General features: G+C 63.4%; 19 protein-coding genes and 1 pseudogene. 11 read left to right on the forward strand and 9 right to left on the reverse strand.

All coding sequences use genetic code 11. The features are described from left to right. The first annotated feature begins 62 nt into the window (after positions 1 to 62). Together NKI25_RS19310 and NKI25_RS19315 are read left to right on the forward strand one after the other, a co-directional pair. The gene (locus NKI25_RS19310; protein ID WP_352999088.1) at positions 63 to 2,159 is read left to right on the forward strand and encodes a TRAP transporter permease; all 2,097 of its coding nucleotides are present in this window, start codon (positions 63 to 65) and stop codon (positions 2,157 to 2,159) included. Further along, entirely contained in the window at positions 2,156 to 2,539 is a 384-nt protein-coding gene (locus NKI25_RS19315) for a DUF1850 domain-containing protein (protein WP_352999109.1), read from the forward strand. Before NKI25_RS19310 ends, NKI25_RS19315 begins: the two co-directional genes overlap by 4 nt. A 123-nt stretch (positions 2,540 to 2,662) precedes the next feature. Here the strand turns inward: NKI25_RS19315 and NKI25_RS19320 are convergent. The 3 genes and pseudogenes from NKI25_RS19320 to NKI25_RS19330 form a co-directional block, all read right to left on the reverse strand. Beyond that, positions 2,663 to 4,177: pseudogene (locus NKI25_RS19320) on the reverse strand (DUF4166 domain-containing protein); the annotation flags it as partial. A 49-nt stretch (positions 4,178 to 4,226) separates the two neighbouring features. Continuing rightward, positions 4,227 to 4,607, reverse strand: a complete 381-nt coding sequence (locus NKI25_RS19325) for a thiol-disulfide oxidoreductase DCC family protein (RefSeq protein WP_352591904.1) — start codon at positions 4,605 to 4,607, stop codon at positions 4,227 to 4,229. 257 nt (positions 4,608 to 4,864) lie between these two features. Next, the gene (locus NKI25_RS19330; RefSeq protein WP_023678994.1) at positions 4,865 to 5,011 is read right to left on the reverse strand and encodes a hypothetical protein; all 147 of its coding nucleotides are present in this window, start codon (positions 5,009 to 5,011) and stop codon (positions 4,865 to 4,867) included. Positions 5,012 to 5,418: 407 nt separating this feature from the next. Here NKI25_RS19330 and NKI25_RS19335 point away from each other — a divergent pair, with 407 nt between their 5' ends. From NKI25_RS19335 to ligD, 3 genes are all read left to right on the forward strand, one after another. Further along, on the forward strand, positions 5,419 to 5,925 hold the full coding sequence (locus NKI25_RS19335; protein WP_352591901.1) for a YciE/YciF ferroxidase family protein: 507 nt from the start codon (positions 5,419 to 5,421) through the stop codon (positions 5,923 to 5,925). 120 nt (positions 5,926 to 6,045) lie between these two features. Further along, a complete protein-coding gene (gene ku / locus NKI25_RS19340) occupies positions 6,046 to 6,897 on the forward strand; it encodes a non-homologous end joining protein Ku (RefSeq protein WP_352591723.1) in 852 nt (283 codons plus the stop codon). A 9-nt stretch (positions 6,898 to 6,906) separates the two neighbouring features. Next, a complete protein-coding gene (gene ligD / locus NKI25_RS19345) occupies positions 6,907 to 9,405 on the forward strand; it encodes a DNA ligase D (RefSeq protein ID WP_352591720.1) in 2,499 nt (832 codons plus the stop codon). A 119-nt stretch (positions 9,406 to 9,524) separates the two neighbouring features. On the opposite strand, the gene NKI25_RS19350 is transcribed toward ligD, so the two are convergent. Beyond that, complete coding sequence (locus NKI25_RS19350) at positions 9,525 to 10,199, reverse strand: ArsR/SmtB family transcription factor (RefSeq protein ID WP_352591717.1); 675 nt, start codon at positions 10,197 to 10,199, stop codon at positions 9,525 to 9,527. A gap of 69 nt (positions 10,200 to 10,268) precedes the next feature. Between NKI25_RS19350 and NKI25_RS19355 the strand changes: the two genes are divergently transcribed. The 3 genes from NKI25_RS19355 to NKI25_RS19365 all read left to right on the forward strand — a co-directional run bounded on the left by NKI25_RS19355 (position 10,269) and on the right by NKI25_RS19365 (position 11,254). Further along, positions 10,269 to 10,484 (forward strand): DUF1127 domain-containing protein, encoded by a 216-nt coding sequence (locus tag NKI25_RS19355; protein ID WP_023678999.1) that lies wholly within the window; start codon positions 10,269 to 10,271, stop codon positions 10,482 to 10,484. Between the two features lie 96 nt (positions 10,485 to 10,580). Next, the gene (locus NKI25_RS19360; protein WP_352591714.1) at positions 10,581 to 10,913 is read left to right on the forward strand and encodes an NIPSNAP family protein; all 333 of its coding nucleotides are present in this window, start codon (positions 10,581 to 10,583) and stop codon (positions 10,911 to 10,913) included. Continuing rightward, positions 10,910 to 11,254 (forward strand): antibiotic biosynthesis monooxygenase family protein, encoded by a 345-nt coding sequence (locus NKI25_RS19365; RefSeq protein ID WP_352591711.1) that lies wholly within the window; start codon positions 10,910 to 10,912, stop codon positions 11,252 to 11,254. The genes NKI25_RS19360 and NKI25_RS19365 overlap by 4 nt, the downstream gene beginning before the upstream one ends. Before the next feature lie 6 nt (positions 11,255 to 11,260). Here the strand turns inward: NKI25_RS19365 and mbfA are convergent, their stop codons facing one another. Next, positions 11,261 to 12,244: an iron exporter MbfA gene (mbfA, locus tag NKI25_RS19370; RefSeq protein ID WP_352451856.1), complete on the reverse strand. Its 984-nt coding sequence runs from the start codon at positions 12,242 to 12,244 to the stop codon at positions 11,261 to 11,263. Between the two features lie 181 nt (positions 12,245 to 12,425). Here mbfA and NKI25_RS19375 point away from each other — a divergent pair, with 181 nt between their 5' ends. The 3 genes from NKI25_RS19375 (at position 12,426) to NKI25_RS19385 (ending at position 14,672) form a co-directional block, all read left to right on the forward strand. Beyond that, positions 12,426 to 12,743, forward strand: coding sequence for a hypothetical protein (locus tag NKI25_RS19375; RefSeq protein ID WP_023679003.1), 318 nt, complete (start codon positions 12,426 to 12,428; stop codon positions 12,741 to 12,743). Between the two features lie 205 nt (positions 12,744 to 12,948). Next, positions 12,949 to 13,926, forward strand: a complete 978-nt coding sequence (locus tag NKI25_RS19380; RefSeq protein ID WP_352591708.1) for a threonine ammonia-lyase — start codon at positions 12,949 to 12,951, stop codon at positions 13,924 to 13,926. A gap of 92 nt (positions 13,927 to 14,018) precedes the next feature. Further along, entirely contained in the window at positions 14,019 to 14,672 is a 654-nt protein-coding gene (locus tag NKI25_RS19385; RefSeq protein ID WP_352591705.1) for a glutathione S-transferase family protein, read from the forward strand. Between the two features lie 36 nt (positions 14,673 to 14,708). On the opposite strand, the gene NKI25_RS19390 is transcribed toward NKI25_RS19385, so the two are convergent. The 4 genes from NKI25_RS19390 to NKI25_RS19405 are packed head-to-tail and all read right to left on the reverse strand — an operon-like array spanning position 14,709 to position 18,437. Next, on the reverse strand, positions 14,709 to 15,845 hold the full coding sequence (locus tag NKI25_RS19390; protein WP_023679006.1) for an ABC transporter permease: 1,137 nt from the start codon (positions 15,843 to 15,845) through the stop codon (positions 14,709 to 14,711). An 8-nt stretch (positions 15,846 to 15,853) separates the two neighbouring features. Then, positions 15,854 to 16,774 (reverse strand): ABC transporter ATP-binding protein, encoded by a 921-nt coding sequence (locus NKI25_RS19395; RefSeq protein WP_023679007.1) that lies wholly within the window; start codon positions 16,772 to 16,774, stop codon positions 15,854 to 15,856. After that, positions 16,771 to 17,724: an HlyD family secretion protein gene (locus tag NKI25_RS19400; protein ID WP_352571577.1), complete on the reverse strand. Its 954-nt coding sequence runs from the start codon at positions 17,722 to 17,724 to the stop codon at positions 16,771 to 16,773. The genes NKI25_RS19395 and NKI25_RS19400 overlap by 4 nt, the downstream gene beginning before the upstream one ends. After that, on the reverse strand, positions 17,721 to 18,437 hold the full coding sequence (locus NKI25_RS19405) for a CerR family C-terminal domain-containing protein (RefSeq protein WP_352571576.1): 717 nt from the start codon (positions 18,435 to 18,437) through the stop codon (positions 17,721 to 17,723). The genes NKI25_RS19400 and NKI25_RS19405 overlap by 4 nt, the downstream gene beginning before the upstream one ends. Between the last annotated feature and the right edge of the window lie 4 nt (positions 18,438 to 18,441).

Here is an 18,441-nt window from a genome sequence, read left to right on the forward strand (position 1 = left end):
CGCCTCGCTTCGCTCGGCACCCTCCCCTCGAGGAGGGGACCGCCCCGCCAGGAACCCCGCTAATGACCGTAACCCCGACCGTTCTTTCCCCCACAGCGGAAGCTCCTGTCGAAGGATTGCCGCCTGGCTTCGGCGAAGGCATCGCCGGCAAGGCGGCTTTTTTTATCGCCATCGCCTTCTCCATCTTCCAAATCTACATCGCCGCCTATGGCAGCCTGCCGAGCCAGGTCATACGCGCCATGCATGTCGGCTTCCTGCTGCTGCTCGGCTTTGCCCTAATCGCCAATCTGCGCGCCAAAAGCGTCCCGGCGAAAGCAGTGTTCTGGACGCTCGGCCTGCTTGGTTTCGCCACCGGTCTGTACAATTGGGTGTTCTATGCCGACCTCATCCGCCGCTCCGGCTTTCTCACCACGCCTGACCTGATCGTCGGCGCGGTGCTGGTCGTGCTGGTCTTCGAGGCGGCGCGGCGGTTAATGGGGCTGCCGCTCGCCGTCATTGCCTTCATCTTTCTCGCCTACGCATTTGCCGGCAATCATCTGCCGCCGCCGTTCATCCATCGCGGCTATGATTTCGCCCAGCTCGTCGACACCTTCGCCTATGGCACCGAAGGCATCTACGGCACGCCGATCTATGTCTCGGCCGCCTACATCTTCATCTTCGTCGTTTTCGCCGCCTTTCTTGAGCGCGCCGGCATGATCGCGCTGTTCAACGATTTTGCGCTTGGCCTGGTCGGCTCATGGCGCGGCGGCCCGGCGCAAGTCTGCGTGCTGTCCTCGGCGCTGATGGGCACCATTTCCGGCTCCGGCGTCGCCAATGTGGTGGCCAGCGGCCAGTTCACCATCCCGCTGATGAAGCGCTTCGGTTTCCGCTCGGCTTTCGCCGGCGCCGTCGAGGCGACCTCGTCGATGGGCGGCCAGATCATGCCGCCGGTGATGGGAGCGGTTGCCTTTATCATGGCCGAGACCCTGAACATCCCCTATGCCGCGGTGGTCAAGGCGGCGATCATTCCGGCGCTGCTCTATTTCGGCGCCTGTTTCTGGCAGGTGCACCTGGAAGCCGGCAAGGCCGGCCTGCACGGCATGGCCAAGGCCGACCTGCCCAATCCGTGGGATGCGGTCAGACAACATTGGCCGCTGGTACTGCCTCTCGCAGCACTGATCTACCTGCTGTTTGCCGGCTACACACCGGTGTTCGCCGGCACCATGGGCCTGGCGTTGACCATTGTGCTTATCCTCGGCACGCCGCTGGCAGCATCGATCGGGCCGCTCGCCTTCCGCATCGTCTTCTGGCTGGCGCTCGGGCTTGCCGCGGCTTCCTTCATGAAATTCGGCGTCAACATCCTCAGCCTGGTCATCGCCGTGCTGGTCGCCGCCTGCCTCACCTTCAAGGGCGGGCGCGAGACGCTGCGCATATGCGTGGATTCCCTTGCCGAAGGAGCAAAGAACGCGCTGCCGGTCGGCATTGCCTGCGCCATTGTCGGCATCGTCATCGGCACGTTGACGCTTACCGGCATCGCCTCGACCTTCATCGGCTGGATCATCTCCATCGGCGAGAACAATCTGTTCCTGTCGCTGTTGCTGACCATGCTCACCTGCCTGGTGCTCGGCATGGGTATCCCGACCATCCCTAACTACATCATCACCTCGTCGTTGGCCGGGCCGGCATTGCTCTCGCTCGGCGTGCCGCTGGTGGTCAGCCACATGTTCGTCTTCTATTTCGGCATCATGGCCGACCTCACTCCGCCGGTGGCGCTGGCCGCCTTCGCCGCCGCGCCAATGGCCAAGGAGAGCGGCCTCAAGATCGGCATCCAGGCCACCAAGCTTGCCGTCGCCGGCTTCGTCGTGCCGTTCATGGCGGTCTACACCCCGGCGCTGATGTTGCAGGACCCCGGCCCGATCGCCGCCCAGTTCGGCTATCCCGTCGAGGTCGTCTATATCGTTGCCAAGGCCTGCATGGGCATCGTCCTGTGGGGCGCCGCGGCTGTCGGGTTCCTCGCCCGGCGCATGGCCTGGTGGGAACGTCTCGTCGCCTTCGCCGCCGGCGTGCTGCTGGTTGCCGCGCTGCCGCTCACCGACGAGGCGGGCTGGGCGCTGTCCCTTGCCTGGATCGGCTGGCACTGCTGGCGCGCGCGGCAGGCTTCGCTGGCTAATTCAGCATGAGCCTCTGCATCGTCGCGGCCGGCAAGACGGTGACGCTCGCGGTCGCTGCCTTCACGCTCTCCTGGGTGCATTCGGTGGAGAAGACCCAGTGGCAGGAAGACTGGAAGGTGCTGCCGTCCGGCCTGCAGCTGGTCGAGGCCCGCATCAAGGGATCGGGCGCCGGGATGGAGCCGCCGCAAGGCTCGGTGCTGAGAAACGGCTGGTGGGTCTATGCGCCCAAGGTCGGGCCACAGCGGCGCCTCGCGCTCGCCGCCTCGGGCGCCACGGGTCAGGGCTGGACGCTGTGCACGGCGCAGGACTGTCGCGAACTGGCCAAGCTGGCAGGCGACACGATCTCGCTGGAGCCGTGCGGGCCGGAGGGCTCCAGCCAGCCGCGGTAGCGGGCGATCATGCCGGCAAGCGGATGCGAGATCTCGACATGGAAGCGGAAGCGGCCATTTCACCGTTTCGTAGGAAGTCGAGCGTGGACCGAGCCACATCGGAAGCGGCAGGCCAAAAAAACTCCAGCGGCGCAAGACCAGCGCCAGCCGGCCGTCTTCGGCAACCAGCGCCATCGCGAAGGTCAGCGGGCCGAAGCGTTCGCACAGCAAGCGCTGCGATCGACCCCGGCCTGCGGACTGTAGGCTCGAAAAACTGTGCTTGCCGAATGTCCGGGTCCAGGTCTCGCCGTCCTTGTCGGTGTCGAAGCGGACATGAACCGGGATGTCCTCGCTTGCCCCGGGGAAGCCGACCGTCCAGGCCATTAGCCGGCCAAGAACATTGCGCCCGCGTTCGACGCGCGCGCGGCCTGCGGCCGTGATCGTACGGTCATGCATTGACCGAATTGCCTCGGGAAGGCCTTGCCAGGCGGCACCGAGCAGCTCGGCATAAAGCGGCTTGTCCTCGTCCGCCGCCCCGTTCCTGAAGCCGGTGTAGATTGTCCGCCCGGCGAACAGGGCTTCATAATCCCGGAGCTCCAAATCGCGCACCCCCGCCCGTGCGCCCGGCGCGGGCTGATGTCCGGCCAGCGCTTTGCGGGCCAGTGCTTCGACCGCCATCGACGGGATCAGCGGCCCGTCATTGCCCTCGGCCAAGAGATGCCACGAGCGCTTGACGATGGCGCCCGCCCGGTCCGATCCCTCCACCTCGACGAACATGCCGCCGCGATGCTCGCCCCAGCGCAGCCGGTTCGTTGCCTGATGCATCAGCGGCGCCAGTGGCGAAAGCGAACCGATCAATCCGGCGCGCACCAGCCAGGCGAGGCCGATCAGGGCGCGGTGCAGCACCTCGGGTACCGGCCCGGCTCCCATCCAGATGGTCCTCGCCTCCGGCCAAAGCGCGGCCAAGGCGCGCAGGTCCGGAACGTCGACCAGAGAAAACAGCGCGTTTCGAAGCGGCAGCCGGCCCGGCGGCGCGATAGTGTAGCGCAGCTGCTCGGTAAACGGACGGCCTTGTTCGGGACGGCCATTGCGAACAAGCCGCACCGGCCGACCGGCATAACCGGCGATAGCCCGGATGACGTTCGCGCCGACGCCGGCAAAGGGCGAAGGCGCGATGCCGCCGCGAATGCCGTCGACCCGCGTCAGGTCCGAAGACAGGCGACGCACCACCGCCGCCGTCAGCACCGGAAAGCTCGAGACGCCGGACAGCACGAAGACGCCGGCGTTTCGCGCCGCCTCGTCGAACGCAGAGACACCGGCGACGAAATCCGAGCCGTCGGCTAGATCGAGATAGTTGATGCGCTGGGCGATGCAGGCCTCGATCAGGCGATAGCGTCCCTCGCCATAGGCCTGGAACGGACCGCTCGCGTCGACTACAATATCAGGCTCAAATGCAGCGAGTTGCGCGGCGAGATCGCCGTCACGGTCGAACAGTGCCGGCACCAGCTGGGCTGCTGTCGGGGCGCGCTTCTTGCAATACGCGTCAGCCTTGGCGAGCGAGCGCCCGGCGACAAAGAGGATCAGATGCGGCTCGCCCTCCAAAAGCTCGACGGTGCGACCGCCAAAGGTGCCATAGCCGCCGACGACAAGAACCTTCATCCGCAGTTCCCCCAAAATGCCCCGCCCGCTCCCGGCCACGGCAACGAACCTAGCAGATCAATCTTGCCCTCACCTCGGCGGAAGGGATTTCGCAATTGTCCTTCTTGCCGAACAGGGCGTAGCGGTTCTTTGCGATGCGGTCGTAGAGCCAGTCGCGAAGCGGGCGCGGCAACAGCAGCAGGATCCGCGCCGCCCGCCACGGCCAGCCGAGTTCGGCCATGACGGCAACGAAACTGTCCAGGCGGGTGAAAGCCACGCCATCGACGATGACGAGATTGGTCTCGTAGCGATCCGTCCGCAGCCCGTATTTCTTGAACAGCATCTCGCCGAAGGGCGACTGCGCCGTTACGAAATGGAAGCGGCCCTTGCGGTCGAGCTTCACCACCATGCGCACAAAGCCCGAGCACAACACGCAAATACCGTCGAACACGATCAACGGGCGACTTGATTCGAATTCTGGCGGCTCAGGAGAATGGTTCGGCTTGACGATCACGTGACGCCCGGCAGCTGGTGTCAGGCGACACTAGGCCTGCCGGCGGCTGGATCAAAGCCCGGAATGCTAGAGGCTTGGCGTTGTCGCACGCCGTCTGTCGGTCAGCGCAGGGCGCTCGGCGCGATAGGTCGTTGACCGATTGTCGGCGTCGGGCCGGCAGATACGGCTGTCGTGACGGCTCTCCATGCTCATCATCAGCGCACGCTGATCCCAAGCGTGTTGCCACGGCGCGCGCAGGCGGGGCCTGGGCCGCGCATATAATAGCGCTCAGGCCGATAGGTCGGCGCGACGAATTCGCGGATGGCGGCGGCATAGCCGGCGATTTGATTCCAGAAGCTCATTTTACTCGGTCCCTGTCCCGTTTCGGATTTCCCTTCCGAATTGCGGGGATCATAGCGTCCAGGCGTGAATAGTCGGTGAACGCGATGTTAATCTCTGGTCGAAAATGCCTTTGTTCATGGCTGGAATGCGGCTGATTCGCGGTGTTTCCATGCAGTCCGTCGGCATTTCGTCCAGTGTGACTTTTGCATCACATATGTTTCGCCTGAATGTCGCAGAGGCGCGGTTTTGTTTCAGGTTTTGCCGGACCGCGAAATTTCCGTGCACGCGGCCGGAAAACCAGGAACCGGCCCGTCAGCCGCACGTTGATTTCCCAGTGCCGGGACGAACCGGCTTCGCAGACTGTGGTGCTCGGGTGGGCCGCAGCCAAAAAATCCGAAACTGCAAGAGCAATGGAAAGGCAAAGGCCATGGGTTTCTTTTCGAAGGATATCAAAACCCTCGACGACCTCTTCGTGCACACGCTGCGCGACATCTATTACGCTGAAAAACAGATCGAGAAATCGCTGCCGAAGATGATCGACAAGGCGAGTGATCCGCAGCTGAAAGCGGGCTTTGAGAAACATCTCGCTCAGACCAAGGGTCATATCCAGCGTGTCGAGCAGGTGTTCGAACTGCACGGCGTGAAGGCCAAGCAGGTCGACTGCCCGGCCATCGACGGCATTCTCGAAGAAGCCGACGACGTCAGCGGCGACATCGCCGACAAGGAGGTCCTCGACGCTGCGCTGATCGCCTCCGCCCAGGCGGTCGAGCATTATGAGATGACCCGTTACGGCACCCTGATTGCTTGGGCCAAGCAACTGGGCCGCAGCGACTGCGCCAATGTGTTGGCCAACAACCTCAAGGAGGAGCAGGCAACCGACCGCAAGCTTACCGAAATAGCGGAAAGCAAGGTCAACCTGCAAGCCGTCGAGTAGGGCAGTGAGCGAGAACAAAGGCAAGGCTGGGTTGAAAGCTCGGACTTGCCTTTTGGGCCGCCGGAACCGGAACGGACTTTGCCCGTTCTCGGTTGAACATTGTCGCGCAGGGAGTTTGTCATGGCGCCGCGCCCGGCCTGGAGAGGGTATCTCAAGCTTTCGCTGGTCACTTGCGCCGTCGAACTGACCAATGTCGTCACCCAGGCCGAGAAAGTCTCGTTCCGCGTGCTCAACCGCAAGACCGGCAATACCGTCAAGCGCGTCTATGTCGATTCGGCAAGCGGCAAGCCGCTCGATGAAGGCGACGAGATCAAGGGCTACGAGATCGGCGACGGCGACTTCGTCCAAATCGAGGAGGAGGAGATCGAAGCCGTGCAGATCGAATCCTCGCATACGATGAGCCTCGATGGTTTCATCGAAAAATCCTCGATCCAGCAGATCTATCTCGATGCGCCCTACTATGTGACGCCTGCGGACGAGGTCTCGGAAGAGGCCTTCGCCGTCATCCGCGACGCCATGGCCGCCAAGAAGACGGCGGGGCTAGCCCGCATTGTGCTCTATCGCCGCGAACGTCCGGTGGTCATTGAGCCGTTGGGCAAGGGTCTGCTGCTGACGACCCTGCGCTATGGCGATACGGTTCGCAGGCCCGAGATGGTGTTCGGCGACATCAAGCCGGTGAAGACCGACGCCGAGATGATCAGGCTGGCCGAACACATCGTCGATGAGAAACAGGCGAAGTTCGATCCTTCCGAATTCGAGGACAAATACGAAAACGCCCTGATCGAGCTGGTCCGCGCCAAGAAGGCCGGCAAGAAGGCACCGAAGACCAAGGCGGAACCACGGCCCTCCAACGTCGTCAACCTCTTCGATGCGCTGAAGAAGAGCCTTTCGTCGGAAGCCGGTGCGCCGGCAAAGACCGAACGCCCGGCAAAAGGCGCCAAGTCCAAAGCCGCCCGGCGCAAATCTGCTTAGGATCCGCCCATGGCCAGCCTCGAGCAGTATCACGCCAAGCGCAATTTCAAGAAGACGGCCGAACCAGCCGGCAAGGTTTCGCACGGCAAGAAAGCCGTGCCGGGTGGCATCTTCGTCATCCACAAGCATGCCGCCACCAGGCTTCACTACGACCTTCGTCTCGAGCACGGCGGCGTGCTGTGGAGCTGGGCGGTGACGCGAGGCCCGAGCCTCGACCCGCACGAAAAGCGGCTCGCCGTGCATGTCGAGGACCACCCGATCGACTATGCGCCGTTTGAAGGCACCATCCCGAAGGACCAATATGGCGGCGGCTCGGTCATTGTCTGGGATGAGGGAACTTGGGTCCCCGATGGCGACCCGGCAAAGGCGATGAAGAAAGGCCATATCAGTTTCGAACTGCATGGCCACAAATTGCATGGCGCATGGCATCTGGTGCGGCTGAAGCCGCGTCCGGGCGAAAAGCGTGACAACTGGTTGCTGATCAAATCCGACGATGCCGCCGCGCGTCCGGGCGAGGACATTTTGCAGGAGGCGCCGCAATCGGTGAAATCCGGCCTGACCATCGAGGAGGTCGGCGAAGGCAAGACCGCCGACGGCAAGAAGCCAAGGGTCTGGCAGTCCGACAGGCCGGCTACCGGCAAGAAGGCAGTCGCGGCAAGGCGGCTCGAATTCATCGAACCGGCGCTCGCAACGCTGGAGCGGGACGCGCCGCCCGGCAAGGACTGGCTGCATGAGGTGAAGTTCGACGGCTATCGCATGCAGTCGCAGCTTACCGGCACCGAGGTGCGGCTTTTGACACGCGCCGGCCTCGACTGGACCGACAAATTCGGTGGCGCAATTGTCGCGGCACTTGGCGGCCTGAAATGCACCGATGCGATCATCGACGGCGAAATCGTCGTGCTGGCGGATAACGGCGTCTCGTCATTCTCGCTGCTGCAGCAAGATCTGTCGGCGGGCCGCACGGATCGTTTCATCTACTACGTTTTCGACCTGTTGCGTCTCAACGGTGAGGATATCCGTTCCGAGCCGCTGGTCGAGCGCAAGGAAAGGCTGCGCACTTTGCTCGCCGGACAGGCCGAGGATCAGGCCGTGCGCTTCAGCGACCACTTTGCCGAGCCCGGCAAGATCATGCTGGAGCATGCTTGCCGGCTGGGGCTCGAAGGCGTCGTCTCCAAGCGCGCCGATGCGCCCTACCGCAGCGGCCGTGTCCCGTCCTGGGTGAAGTCGAAATGTACGGCGCGCCAGGAATTCGTCATCGGCGGCTACATGCCGTCGGACAAGACCGGGCGGGGCCTGCGCTCGCTGCTGGTCGGCTATCACGAGGGCGGCAAGCTGCGCTATGCCGGCCGCGTCGGCACCGGCTTCACGGCCAAAAGCACCAACGAGCTGAAGAAGAGGCTTGATGCGCTGAAGACGACAACCTCGCCCTTCGACAGGGCGGTGCCAAGGGGCAAGGGGCTGGTCTGGGTCAAGCCCGAACTTGTCGGCGAAGTGGAGTTTCGCAGTTGGACGTCGGACCGTATAATACGCCACGCGTCGTTCCAGGGATTGCGCGAGGACAAGCCGGCGGAGGAAGTCGTGCAGGAGAAACCGAAAGCACGCTCAGCCACGGCCGAGCCGAGGCCAAAGCCCGCCGAACCCGCCGGCGCGGCGAAAACCTCGGTTACACTGTCCCGCCCCGACAAGCTTCTGTGGCCCGAGGAGAACGTATCGAAGCAGGATCTGGTTGATCACTACGCGCTGGTCTGGCCGCGCATGAAGCAATTCGTCATCAACCGGCCGCTCAGCCTCGTGCGGGCGCCGGACGGCGTTGGCGGCCAACGGTTCTTCCAAAAACATGCCTCGGCCGGCATGCACGACAAGATCGCAGTGATGAAGGATCCCACCGACGGCGAGGAGATATTGTTCATCCGCGATTTCGACGGTGTCGTGGCCCTGGTGCAGCTCGGCGTCGTCGAGATCCACATCTGGGGCTCGACCACGGACGAACTGGAAAAACCCGACCAGATCATCTTCGATCTCGATCCCGACGAGGGTGTCGACGTGAAGGCAGTGCGTGCCGCGGCGCTCGATATCCGCAGCCGGCTCGACGAACTGTCCCTGCCTAATTTCGTCAAGACCTCGGGCGGCAAGGGCTATCATGTCCTCGTCCCGCTGAAGCCGTCGGCGGACTGGGACGAGGTCAAAGGCTTCGCCCATGAGTTCGCCCGAGCGCTCGAGCAAGCCGCACCCGACCGCTACACGGCGACGCTGTCGAAGAAGGCGCGCACGGGCAAGATTTTCGTCGATTATCTGCGCAACGGCCGCGGCGCCACCACGGTTGCGCCTTATTCGTCGCGCGCCAAAAAAGGCGCCACGATATCGATGCCAGTGACCTGGGCGGAAATCGAGGCCGGATTGCCGCCGAACGCCTTTCCGATCGGCGACAAGACGACGCTGAAGCGGCTCGGGCAAGCCGATCCCTGGGCGGATTTTTTCAAGCAGGCCAAGCCGCTCAAGCGCGGCTAATGCATGTCGCGCAAAAATGTGCAGCGGTTTGCGACAACGACATGCTTCAAAACAAAAAGTTACAGCGGTTCGGCGTTTCCGTGAAACGACGAACCGTTCTAGCGCATTGAAGCGAGCCGTCAGGCGAGAAACGTCGTCTCGAAGGCCTGCTTGCCTACCGGTGAAAAGATCACGGCACGGCTGTCCTTCTCGCGCCGTGCCCATTTCTCGGCGAGGATCTTGTCGAGAATGGCGGCGCCCAGCGTGCCGGCGAGGTGCGAGCGCCTCACGCTCCAGTCGAGGCAGGCGCGGCACACCGGTCGCCGCGCTTTGGTATGGATGTCGATGCCGATCGCGGCGAAATGCGAGGTGGCCGACGGCCCAAGCTGAATCTCCTCATCATCGCGCAGGAGCACTTGTCGAGCGACGAGACGGTCCAGCATCGCCACCGCCTGCTCGCCGGCGAGGTGGTCGTAGCAGACCCGCGCCACGCGCATGGCCGCGTCGCGAGGGCCGGGTCGCACCCTCTGCGGCCCGACCGCGGCGGCAACGCCGGTGATAGCTTCGATCATTCCTGCCACCTGCGGGCAGGCGAGGCCATAATAGCGGTGCCGCCCCTGGCTCGCCAGTGTCAGCAGCCCGCCTTCCATCAGCTTCGACAGATGCGAGCTCGCTGTCGGAAGCGACACCCCGGCTTCGAGTGCCAGTTCGCTCGCCGTCAGTGCAGTGCCGCCCATCAGTGCGGACAGCATGTTTGCCCGCGCCGGATCGCCCACCAGGCTGGCTGTGCGGGCTATGTCAGGTCCTTCGCGCATAGTTCGTTCCTCATCGAAGCATCCTCGTCAGATAAAGCATTAGTCTCGATGCAAATCAAGGAGACAACGATGCCTGCAAGGACCATTCTCAGCGCCGCGCCTGCTCGCCGGCCGTTCCCGTTCATTGTCTTGCGCCGCTTGCGGCTGCGGCTCCTGAAGCGGTGGTACGACCGTCATTTGCAGCGTCTCGACCTCGCCGAGATCGACGATCATCTGCTGCGTGACCTTGGCCTGACACCTGAAGACGTCCGCCGCGAATGCGCGAAATCGTTCTGGCAGGCATGATCAGCGAGGGATTTGCCTAGCATATCGATCTTCGGAACGTTTCGATCCGGCTCGAACTGTGACCGCAAGAAAACATCCACCGCCAAGGAGGCGAAAATGACCATCACCTGCTTCATCCGCTACGAGATCGATCCGTTCGGCAAGGCGGCGTTCGAGGAATATGCACGCAATTGGGGGCAGGCGATCCCGCGCTGCGGCGCCGATCTGATCGGCTATTTCGCGCCGCGCGAAGGCTCGGCCACCACGGCTTATGCCGCCTACAACATCGACAGTCTTGCGGCCTACGAAGCCTACCGCGCCCGGCTCGCCGCCGATCCCGCCGGCAAGGCGAACTACGAGTTCGCCCGACGGGAAAAATTCATTCTGAAGGAGGACCGCATCTTCCTCAAGCTGGCCTCCGGGCCGCATGCTCCTTTGGTGAAGCCATGATCGCCGTCATCTTCGAGGTCGAGTCGGCGGCGGGCAAGCGCGATGCCTATCTCGGCATCGCCGCCGACCTGCGCCCACTGCTCGACGGCATCGACGGTTTCCTGTCGATCGAGCGCTTCCAGAGCCTTGCCGATCCGAACCGCATCCTGTCGCTGTCCTTCTGGCGCGACGAGGACGCGGTGAAGACCTGGCGCAACACGCAGGAACATCGGCAGGCGCAGAAGGCCGGGCGCGGCGGTATCTTTGCGGACTATCGTTTGCGCATCGCCCATGTCGTGCGCGATTACGGCCTGACCGAACGCGCCGAGGCGCCTCAGGACAGCCAGGCGGTAAATGGTTAAGGACTGTTAGGCATTCCCGATCAGCACCCCTGCCGCAAACACCAGCGCGCCACCCAGCACCACCTGGAAGGCGGCGCGCCAGAATGGCGTCTGCATGTAGCGGTTCTGCACGAAGGCGATCGCCCACAGCTCGAAGAAAACCACCACGGCGGCGACAATGGTCGCCGTCCAAAAAAGCGGGATTAGATAGGGCAGCGCATGGCCGAGCCCGCCCAGCGTCGTCATGACGCCGACGGTCAGCCCGCGTTTTGCCGGCGAGCCGCGGCCCGATAATTTGCCGTCGTCGGAAGCCACCTCGGTGAAACCCATCGAGATGCCAGCGCCGATCGAGGCGGCAAGCCCGACCAGAAAGGTCTGGAACGTATCATGCGTGGCAAAGGCGGCGGCAAAGATCGGCGCCAGCGTCGACACCGAGCCATCCATCAGCCCGGCCAGCCCCGGTTGGACATAGGTCAGGATGAACTGGCGCTGCTCGGCTGCCGTTTCTTCGTCCTTGACCGCGCCCGGCACATGCTTTTGCTCCAGCCGCTGCGCCAGTGTCTCGTGGCCCTGTTCTGCGATCGCCAGGTCGTCGAGCAGCTTTCGCGTCGACGCATCGCCTGTGCGTTTGGCCGCCTCGATATAGAACAGGTAGGCCTGCCGCTCCATGGCCTCGGCTTGGCTGCGCACATGATCGATGCCGAGCGGCCTCACCAGCCAGTCCGGCTTGCGTTCGTAATAGCCCTTCACATGTTCGCGCCGGATCAGCGGTATGCGCTCGCCGAAACGCTTGCGGTAAAGCTCGATCAGCGAATCGCGATGGCCGTCCTCCTCCTCCGCCATCTCCTCGAACACCTTGGCCGATTGCGGAAAGCTCTCCGCCAGCCCGTCGGCATAGGCGCGATAGATGCGCCCGTCATCCTCCTCGGAGGAGATGGCGAGCGCCAGGATCTCCTGTTCCGAGAGCGATTCAAAGGGACGGCGGCCGAAGCCGAAAACGCGGGAAAGCATGAGAAATTCACCCTAGTTTAGAATAGTTCTAAACTATGACCTCGCACGTCGCCGGTCAATCGTGTGCGCTCCACTCATGCTCAAAAGGTACAGGCTTCAAAATCCCGAACACATCGCCGTTGCTATCGGCAAACGTTCACTTATATAACCGAATCTCAACTAAGAGAAAGGAACGCCGCAGATGCCGGAAAAACAGCAGCTGTTTGATCCCAAACCGGTTCTCGACCTTATCGCTAATATTGAGGCGGATCTGCAGCGCCTGAAAGGCCTGGTCGAGCAGCAGGTCGAAAAATTTGATCCCGCCAATCCGCACAACAAGGCTCCCGACGGCAAGTTGACCGAGGAGGGCGTCGAGTGCTGCTATCGGCTGTTCGACGAGGGCAAGTCGCGCTATTCGGTTGCCCAGCAGATGAAGATCTCCTTCGCCGCCGCCACCCACCGCTTCAACACGTGGCGCAAGATGGGCGGCCCCAAACGGCAAAAGACGCTGTTGGGGTGAGGAGCGGCAGGCTATGCCGGTCAATCGACAACGATTTGTCGACTGAAGCGGCGAACGCATGGCAGAGGGCCGAGGAGGCGGTGGGGACAGTCACGCCCCACTCTCCTGCCTCCAAGGACGAATTGTAACGGTCACATTTTTTCATTCGTGCGCCGCCTCCCTTTCCGTGCAGCATAGGCGGTCTCATCTCTTGTAGGACCTAGCCATGACCACCCCTCCCGGCATCGCCGATATTCACAGCGCAGCAGCGCGATTGTCCGGACGGATCGTCGAAACGCCGCTGATCGAATCGCCGGAGTTGAACAATCGCTTCGGCGCCAGGATCCTGTTCAAGCCGGAGACGTTGCAGCGCACCGGCTCGTTCAAGTTCCGCGGTGCATACAACAAGCTCTCCTCGCTCTCGGCGGAAGAACGCGCCCGCGGCGTCGTCGCCTTCTCGTCGGGTAATCACGCGCAAGGCGTTGCCGCCGCGGCGGGGATGTTCGGCGTCAAGGCCGTAATCGCCATGCCTGCCGACGCGCCGGCGATGAAGGTCGGCAATGTCAGGAAGATGGGCGCCGAAGTGATCACCTTCGACCGGGTCCGCGACGATCGCACTGCCGTCGTCCGTTCTTACGTGGAAAAGGGCATGGTCCTGGTGCCGCCTTACGACGATCCGGCCATCATCGCCGGCCAGGGCACGGTCGGCCTCGAATTGATGCGCCAAGCAAGAGCGCTTGGCGTCAGCCTCGATGCGGTAGTGGTTCCCTGCGGCGGCGGCGGCTTGAGCAGCGGCATTTCGATCGCGGTCAAGGACGCCTCGCCGGGCACCGCCGTCTGGGCCGTGGAACCCGAGCATTTCGACGACACACGCCGCTCGCTGATCAAAGGCGCCAGGGTGTCGAACGCGCCCGGCCACACCTCGATCTGCGATGCCCTTCTCGTCGCCGAGCCGGGCGCCATCACTTTCGAGATTAACCGAAAGAATCTCGCCGGCGCCATCGCCGTTTCCGACAAGGCGGTGGCACAGGCGATGCGCGATGCGATGGCTTGCTTGAAGCTGGTCGTCGAACCTGGCGGTTGCGTCGGCTTGTCCGCGCTGTCGTCAGGCGAGATCGACCTTGCCGGGAAATCCATTGCCGTGGTGCTCTCCGGCGGCAATGTCGATCTCAGCACCTATGCCGAGATCATTGCTGCCGGCTAGGATAGCAACCAGTTCCAGCTCATGTGCCGATTCGAGGTGCTCAAGCGTCCGTTGCACCCGGTCGAACCGGTACCCTTCAAAGACTGAGATCAATGAAACTGTTCTTCAGCCGCAATCCCAATCCTCGCCTCGCGGTCGCGGTGGCACGGTATCTCAACGCCAAGGTCGAGTTTGAATTCGCCTCTCCCTTCGCTCCGGGCCAGGCCGAGCGATTTCGGCCGCTCAATCCAAATCTTTCATTGCCCATCCTTATAGGTTCGGGAAAAAGCCTCTGGGAGGCCGACGCCATAGCCTGTCGGCTTTCGCACGATATGCATTCGGATTTCTGGCGCGCTGGCGACGACGAGCCCGAGATGATCCGATGGCTGAGTTGGGGGAAAGAGAACTTCGCAAGAGCCTGCGATGTCGTGCATTTCGAACGCGGGACCAAACAGCGCTATGGGCTCGGCCCGATAGATCAGGCGCGGGTTGAGGAGGGCCTTAGCGACTTCCGGACGGCCGCTGCCATACTTGATGCCGAGCTTTCCCAGCGAGAATGGCTGGTCGGCGCTTCGGTTTCCTATACCGACTTTCGAATGGCGACGTTTCTGCCCTTCAACGATCTCGCCCGATTGCCGCTCGATGACTATCCCTCTGTCAGTCGCTGGTATCTTCAACTCGAAGAAATCGACGCCTGGCGCGATCCCTTCGAAGGGCTCAATGCGCCTGAATTGACACCGGTCCCGGGCCAGGCCAAGTCCGTGTGAATCTCGATCATTTGCACAAGCGGATCGAGTTCGACCCTAATCCAGCGTCCGGCGGAACCGCACCAGCGCAATACCGGCGAACAGCGCCACGAACACCACCAGCCAGCCGATTTCCGTTGCCACCGCCGGCAGTTCGGCGCCCTTCAGCATCACCGCGCGGATGATGCGCAGGAAGTGCGTCAGCGGCAGCACCTCGCCAAAGACCTGCGCCCAGTCCGGCATGCCGCGATAGGGGAACATGAAGCCGGACAGCATGATCGACGGCAAGAAGAAGAAGAAAGTGAGCTGCAGGGCCTGCATTTGCGTGCGGGCGATCGTCGAGATCGTGTAGCCGAGCAGCACCAGCGCCAAGACGAAGATAAGGACCGCCGTCAACAGCAGCGACATCGATCCGGTGAAGGGGATGGCAAACAGAAGCTTCGAGGCTGCCAGCACCACCAGCACCTGCACGGCGCCGACCGCCAGATAGGGCAGCACCTTGCCCAGCATGATCTCGAGCGGGCTTGACGGCATCGCCAGAAGGTTCTCCATCGTGCCGCGCTCGGTCTCGCGCGTCAGCGCGATCGAGGTCATCATCACCATCGTCATCTGCAGGATGACGCCGAGCAGGCCGGGCACGATGTTGTATTGCGAGACGGCTTCCGGATTGTAGCGCCGGTGCACCACCACCTGGAGCTGGCCCCGGGCAGCCTCGGCCGCCGTTTCCTGCATGCCGCGTGCCCTGAGCAGCGCCTGGTTGGCGACGGTGCCGAGCGTCGAGATGGCGCCGCTGGCGACGGCCGGATCGGTCGCATCCGCCTCGATCAGAATCTGCGGGCTGTCGCCGCGCTCGACCCGCCGGGCAAAATCGGCGGGAATGGTGACGACGAAGGCGACGTCGCCGCGCGCCATCAGGAATTCGGCTTCGGCGGCACTTTGCGCGACGTGGTCGAAGCGGTAATAGCCGGTGGTCTGCAGCGCCGAAACCATGGCTCGTGTGTAAGGATCGCTGCTCATCGCCACCAGCGCTGCCGGCAGGCTCTTCGGATCGTTGTTGATGGCATAGCCGAACAGCACCAGCTGCATCAACGGCACGCCGAGCATCATGGCGAAGGTGATGCGGTCGCGCCGCATCTGGATGAACTCCTTGATCAGCAGCGCGCCTAGCCTGGCGAACGAAAAGATGCTGTTTATCCCATTTTTCATCCCATGTTGTCCTTCGAACCGGACATGAACTGGATGAACACATCCTCCAGGCTGGTCTCGCCGGGCGTCACCGTAACGCCCTCGTGCTCTTTCTCGACATCGGCGAGCGCTGCCTGAAGTGCCGTCCTGTCGGAGCCGACGACATGCAGCGTCGCGCCGAACGGCGCCACCTGGTCGACGCCGGGGCGGCCATGAAGTGCGGCAGCGACCTGATCGAGCCGCGGCCCTTGCAGGACGAAGGTGGTCAGCCCGGCATTCCTCACCACGTCCTCGACCGTGCCGGTGGCCAGCATCTTGCCGTAGGAGATGTAGCTGATGCGATGGCAGCGCTCGGCCTCATCCATGTAATGGGTGGAGACCAGCACGGTCAGGCCGCCGCTCGCCAGCCGGTGGATCTCGTCCCAGAATTCGCGTCGCGCTTTCGGGTCGACGCCCGCCGTCGGTTCATCGAGCAGCAGCAGTTTCGGCTTGTGCATGATGCAGGCGGCCAGCGCCAGCCGCTGCTTCCAGCCGCCGGACAGGGTACCGGCCAACTGGTTCCTGCGCGATGTCAGGCCGAGCTCCTCAAGCGTCTTAGCCACGTGCTCGTCGAGCGGCTTCAGCCGGTACAGCCGAGCCACGAATTCGAGATTCTCGCCGATCGTCAGATCTTCGTAGAACGAGAATCTCTGCGTCATGTAGCCGACTTCGCGTTTGATCCGCAGGCTGTCGGTGCGGATGTCGAAGCCCAGAACCGTGCCTTCGCCCTCATCCGGCGTCAGCAAGCCGCACATGATGCGGATGGTCGTCGTCTTGCCCGAGCCGTTCGGCCCGAGGAAGCCGACGATCTCGCCCTCGGCCACAGCCATAGTCACATGATCGACGACGGTCTTGTCGCCAAAGCGTTTGACCAGGCCGTGCACGTCGATGACGTTCATTTTCCGATGTCCGCCAGATCGACGTCGACGATCTGCCCGGGCTGCAAGGCGCTGGCGTCGCCCTCCGGCCGCGCTTCGACCAGATAGACCAGCTTTTGCCGGGTCTCGAGCGAGTAGATCACCGGCGGCGTGAATTCCGGATCGGGCGACACATAGCTGACGCGTGCCTTCACGCCCGACCCGCAGCCGTCGCAATGGACGTTGAGCAGCGTGCCGACGTCGACCGAGGAGAACGCGCTTTCCGGCACATAGACGCTGAGCTTCACCGCGCCGTCCGGCAGTATCGAGATAACCGGTGCCGTCGGCCCGGCCGTATCGCCGGGATTGCGGATCACGTCGTTGACCCGGCCGGGCGAAGGCGCCGTCAGCACGCGCTTCGACAGCCGCCATTGCGCTTGCTCCAGCGCCGATTGCGCCTGCCTGACCTGATTGTCGGCGGCCTTGATAGTCTCGGGCCGTGCCGGCAGGCCGCCGACCGCGAGATTGGCCTCCGCCTGGCCGACCTGCGCGTTGGCCGTCTCCAGCGTCGCGGAAGCCGTGTCGTAGTCGGCCTGTGTGCCGGTGCCGCGTTTGAACAGATCGCTGGCGCGGATGTAACGGCGTTTGGCGTCGGCGGCTTGCGCCTTGGCCATGTCGACCTGCGCCTTGAGCACCGCAATCTCTTCCGGCCGCTTGCCGACCTGTAGGTCGGCAAGTTGCGCCTGGGCCTGCGCAAGGGCCGCCTCGGCTTGTGCGATGGCGATCTTGGCGTCGGCGTTTTCCAGCGTCACCACCGGCGTGCCGGGCGCGACGCGGTCGCCGCGCTTGACCGCAATCGTCTCGACCTGCGCCACCTCGATCGGCGCGAGCAGGACGTAGTCGCCCTCGACGTAGCCGACGGCGAGCGGTGCTGCCGGCGCGCAGGCGCTGAAAAGCTGGGCGGCAAACGGCAAAGAACAGAGCAGGCTCATGATCCACGATCCTTCCGGACAGCCAAATCGCGCCGAGCTAAAATCGCGCTGAGATTGTCGGTTATTGTTGCCGCGATCTTGCCGGCCTCGTCGTCGCCGATCTCGCGCCAGCCCATCCGGCGCATAACTGCCTCGCGGCCGATGCGGAAATAGACGACCTGGCCGATCAGCGTAAATACGGTGAGTTTAGTGCGCTCGCTCTCGGCCGGCTCGCCCGTCGCCTGTTCCCAGATCAGGCAGAGTCGGTGATGCGCCGGTTCGAACACGCCATCATAGATACGGTCGAGCGCGGCGGTTGGATGCGACAGCTCACGCAGGACGAACTGTACAATCTCGCCGGCTTCCGGCCTTGCCGCGATGAAGGCGACCATCCGCTCCAGTGCGACGGCCAAATGTGCCCGCGCGGCCTCGGTGTCCGCCAATGCCGCGGCCGGCGCTTGCAGATTGCCGATCGCCTGGCCGGCAACGGTCTGGATGGTGTCGACGATGTAGTCGGCCGCGGCGTTGCGGAGCCCTTCCTTGCCGCCGAAATGATAGGCGATCGAGCCGATATTGGCCTTGGCCTCAGCCGCGATCTGGCGCGTTGACGTGCCGTCGAAACCCTGGCGTCCGAACAGCTTCAGCGCCGCGCGCACGAGTGCCGTCCGCGTCATATCCGCGGCGGTCTTGGGCGCCTCATGAGGAAGGCCGCTTGCGCTGGGCGATTTGATCATGGCC

Origin of the sequence: Mesorhizobium sp. M0808 (genome assembly GCF_040320025.1) — a bacterium.
GTDB lineage: Bacteria > Pseudomonadota > Alphaproteobacteria > Rhizobiales > Rhizobiaceae > Mesorhizobium.

Excerpts from the sequence above, each read along its gene's own strand:
- NKI25_RS19310 (WP_352999088.1), top strand. The coding sequence starts at position 63 with ATGACCGTAACCCCGACCGTTCTTTCCCCCACAGCGGAAGCTCCTGTC.
- NKI25_RS19315 (WP_352999109.1), top strand. The coding sequence starts at position 2,156 with ATGAGCCTCTGCATCGTCGCGGCCGGCAAGACGGTGACGCTCGCGGTC.
- NKI25_RS19330 (WP_023678994.1), bottom strand. The coding sequence starts at position 5,011 with ATGAGCTTCTGGAATCAAATCGCCGGCTATGCCGCCGCCATCCGCGAA.
- NKI25_RS19335 (WP_352591901.1), top strand. The coding sequence starts at position 5,419 with ATGGGTTTCTTTTCGAAGGATATCAAAACCCTCGACGACCTCTTCGTG.
- ku (WP_352591723.1), top strand. The coding sequence starts at position 6,046 with ATGGCGCCGCGCCCGGCCTGGAGAGGGTATCTCAAGCTTTCGCTGGTC.
- ligD (WP_352591720.1), top strand. The coding sequence starts at position 6,907 with ATGGCCAGCCTCGAGCAGTATCACGCCAAGCGCAATTTCAAGAAGACG.
- NKI25_RS19350 (WP_352591717.1), bottom strand. The coding sequence starts at position 10,199 with ATGCGCGAAGGACCTGACATAGCCCGCACAGCCAGCCTGGTGGGCGAT.
- NKI25_RS19355 (WP_023678999.1), top strand. The coding sequence starts at position 10,269 with ATGCCTGCAAGGACCATTCTCAGCGCCGCGCCTGCTCGCCGGCCGTTC.
- NKI25_RS19360 (WP_352591714.1), top strand. The coding sequence starts at position 10,581 with ATGACCATCACCTGCTTCATCCGCTACGAGATCGATCCGTTCGGCAAG.
- NKI25_RS19365 (WP_352591711.1), top strand. The coding sequence starts at position 10,910 with ATGATCGCCGTCATCTTCGAGGTCGAGTCGGCGGCGGGCAAGCGCGAT.
- mbfA (WP_352451856.1), bottom strand. The coding sequence starts at position 12,244 with ATGCTTTCCCGCGTTTTCGGCTTCGGCCGCCGTCCCTTTGAATCGCTC.
- NKI25_RS19375 (WP_023679003.1), top strand. The coding sequence starts at position 12,426 with ATGCCGGAAAAACAGCAGCTGTTTGATCCCAAACCGGTTCTCGACCTT.
- NKI25_RS19380 (WP_352591708.1), top strand. The coding sequence starts at position 12,949 with ATGACCACCCCTCCCGGCATCGCCGATATTCACAGCGCAGCAGCGCGA.
- NKI25_RS19385 (WP_352591705.1), top strand. The coding sequence starts at position 14,019 with ATGAAACTGTTCTTCAGCCGCAATCCCAATCCTCGCCTCGCGGTCGCG.
- NKI25_RS19395 (WP_023679007.1), bottom strand. The coding sequence starts at position 16,774 with ATGAACGTCATCGACGTGCACGGCCTGGTCAAACGCTTTGGCGACAAG.
- NKI25_RS19400 (WP_352571577.1), bottom strand. The coding sequence starts at position 17,724 with ATGAGCCTGCTCTGTTCTTTGCCGTTTGCCGCCCAGCTTTTCAGCGCC.
- NKI25_RS19405 (WP_352571576.1), bottom strand. The coding sequence starts at position 18,437 with ATGATCAAATCGCCCAGCGCAAGCGGCCTTCCTCATGAGGCGCCCAAG.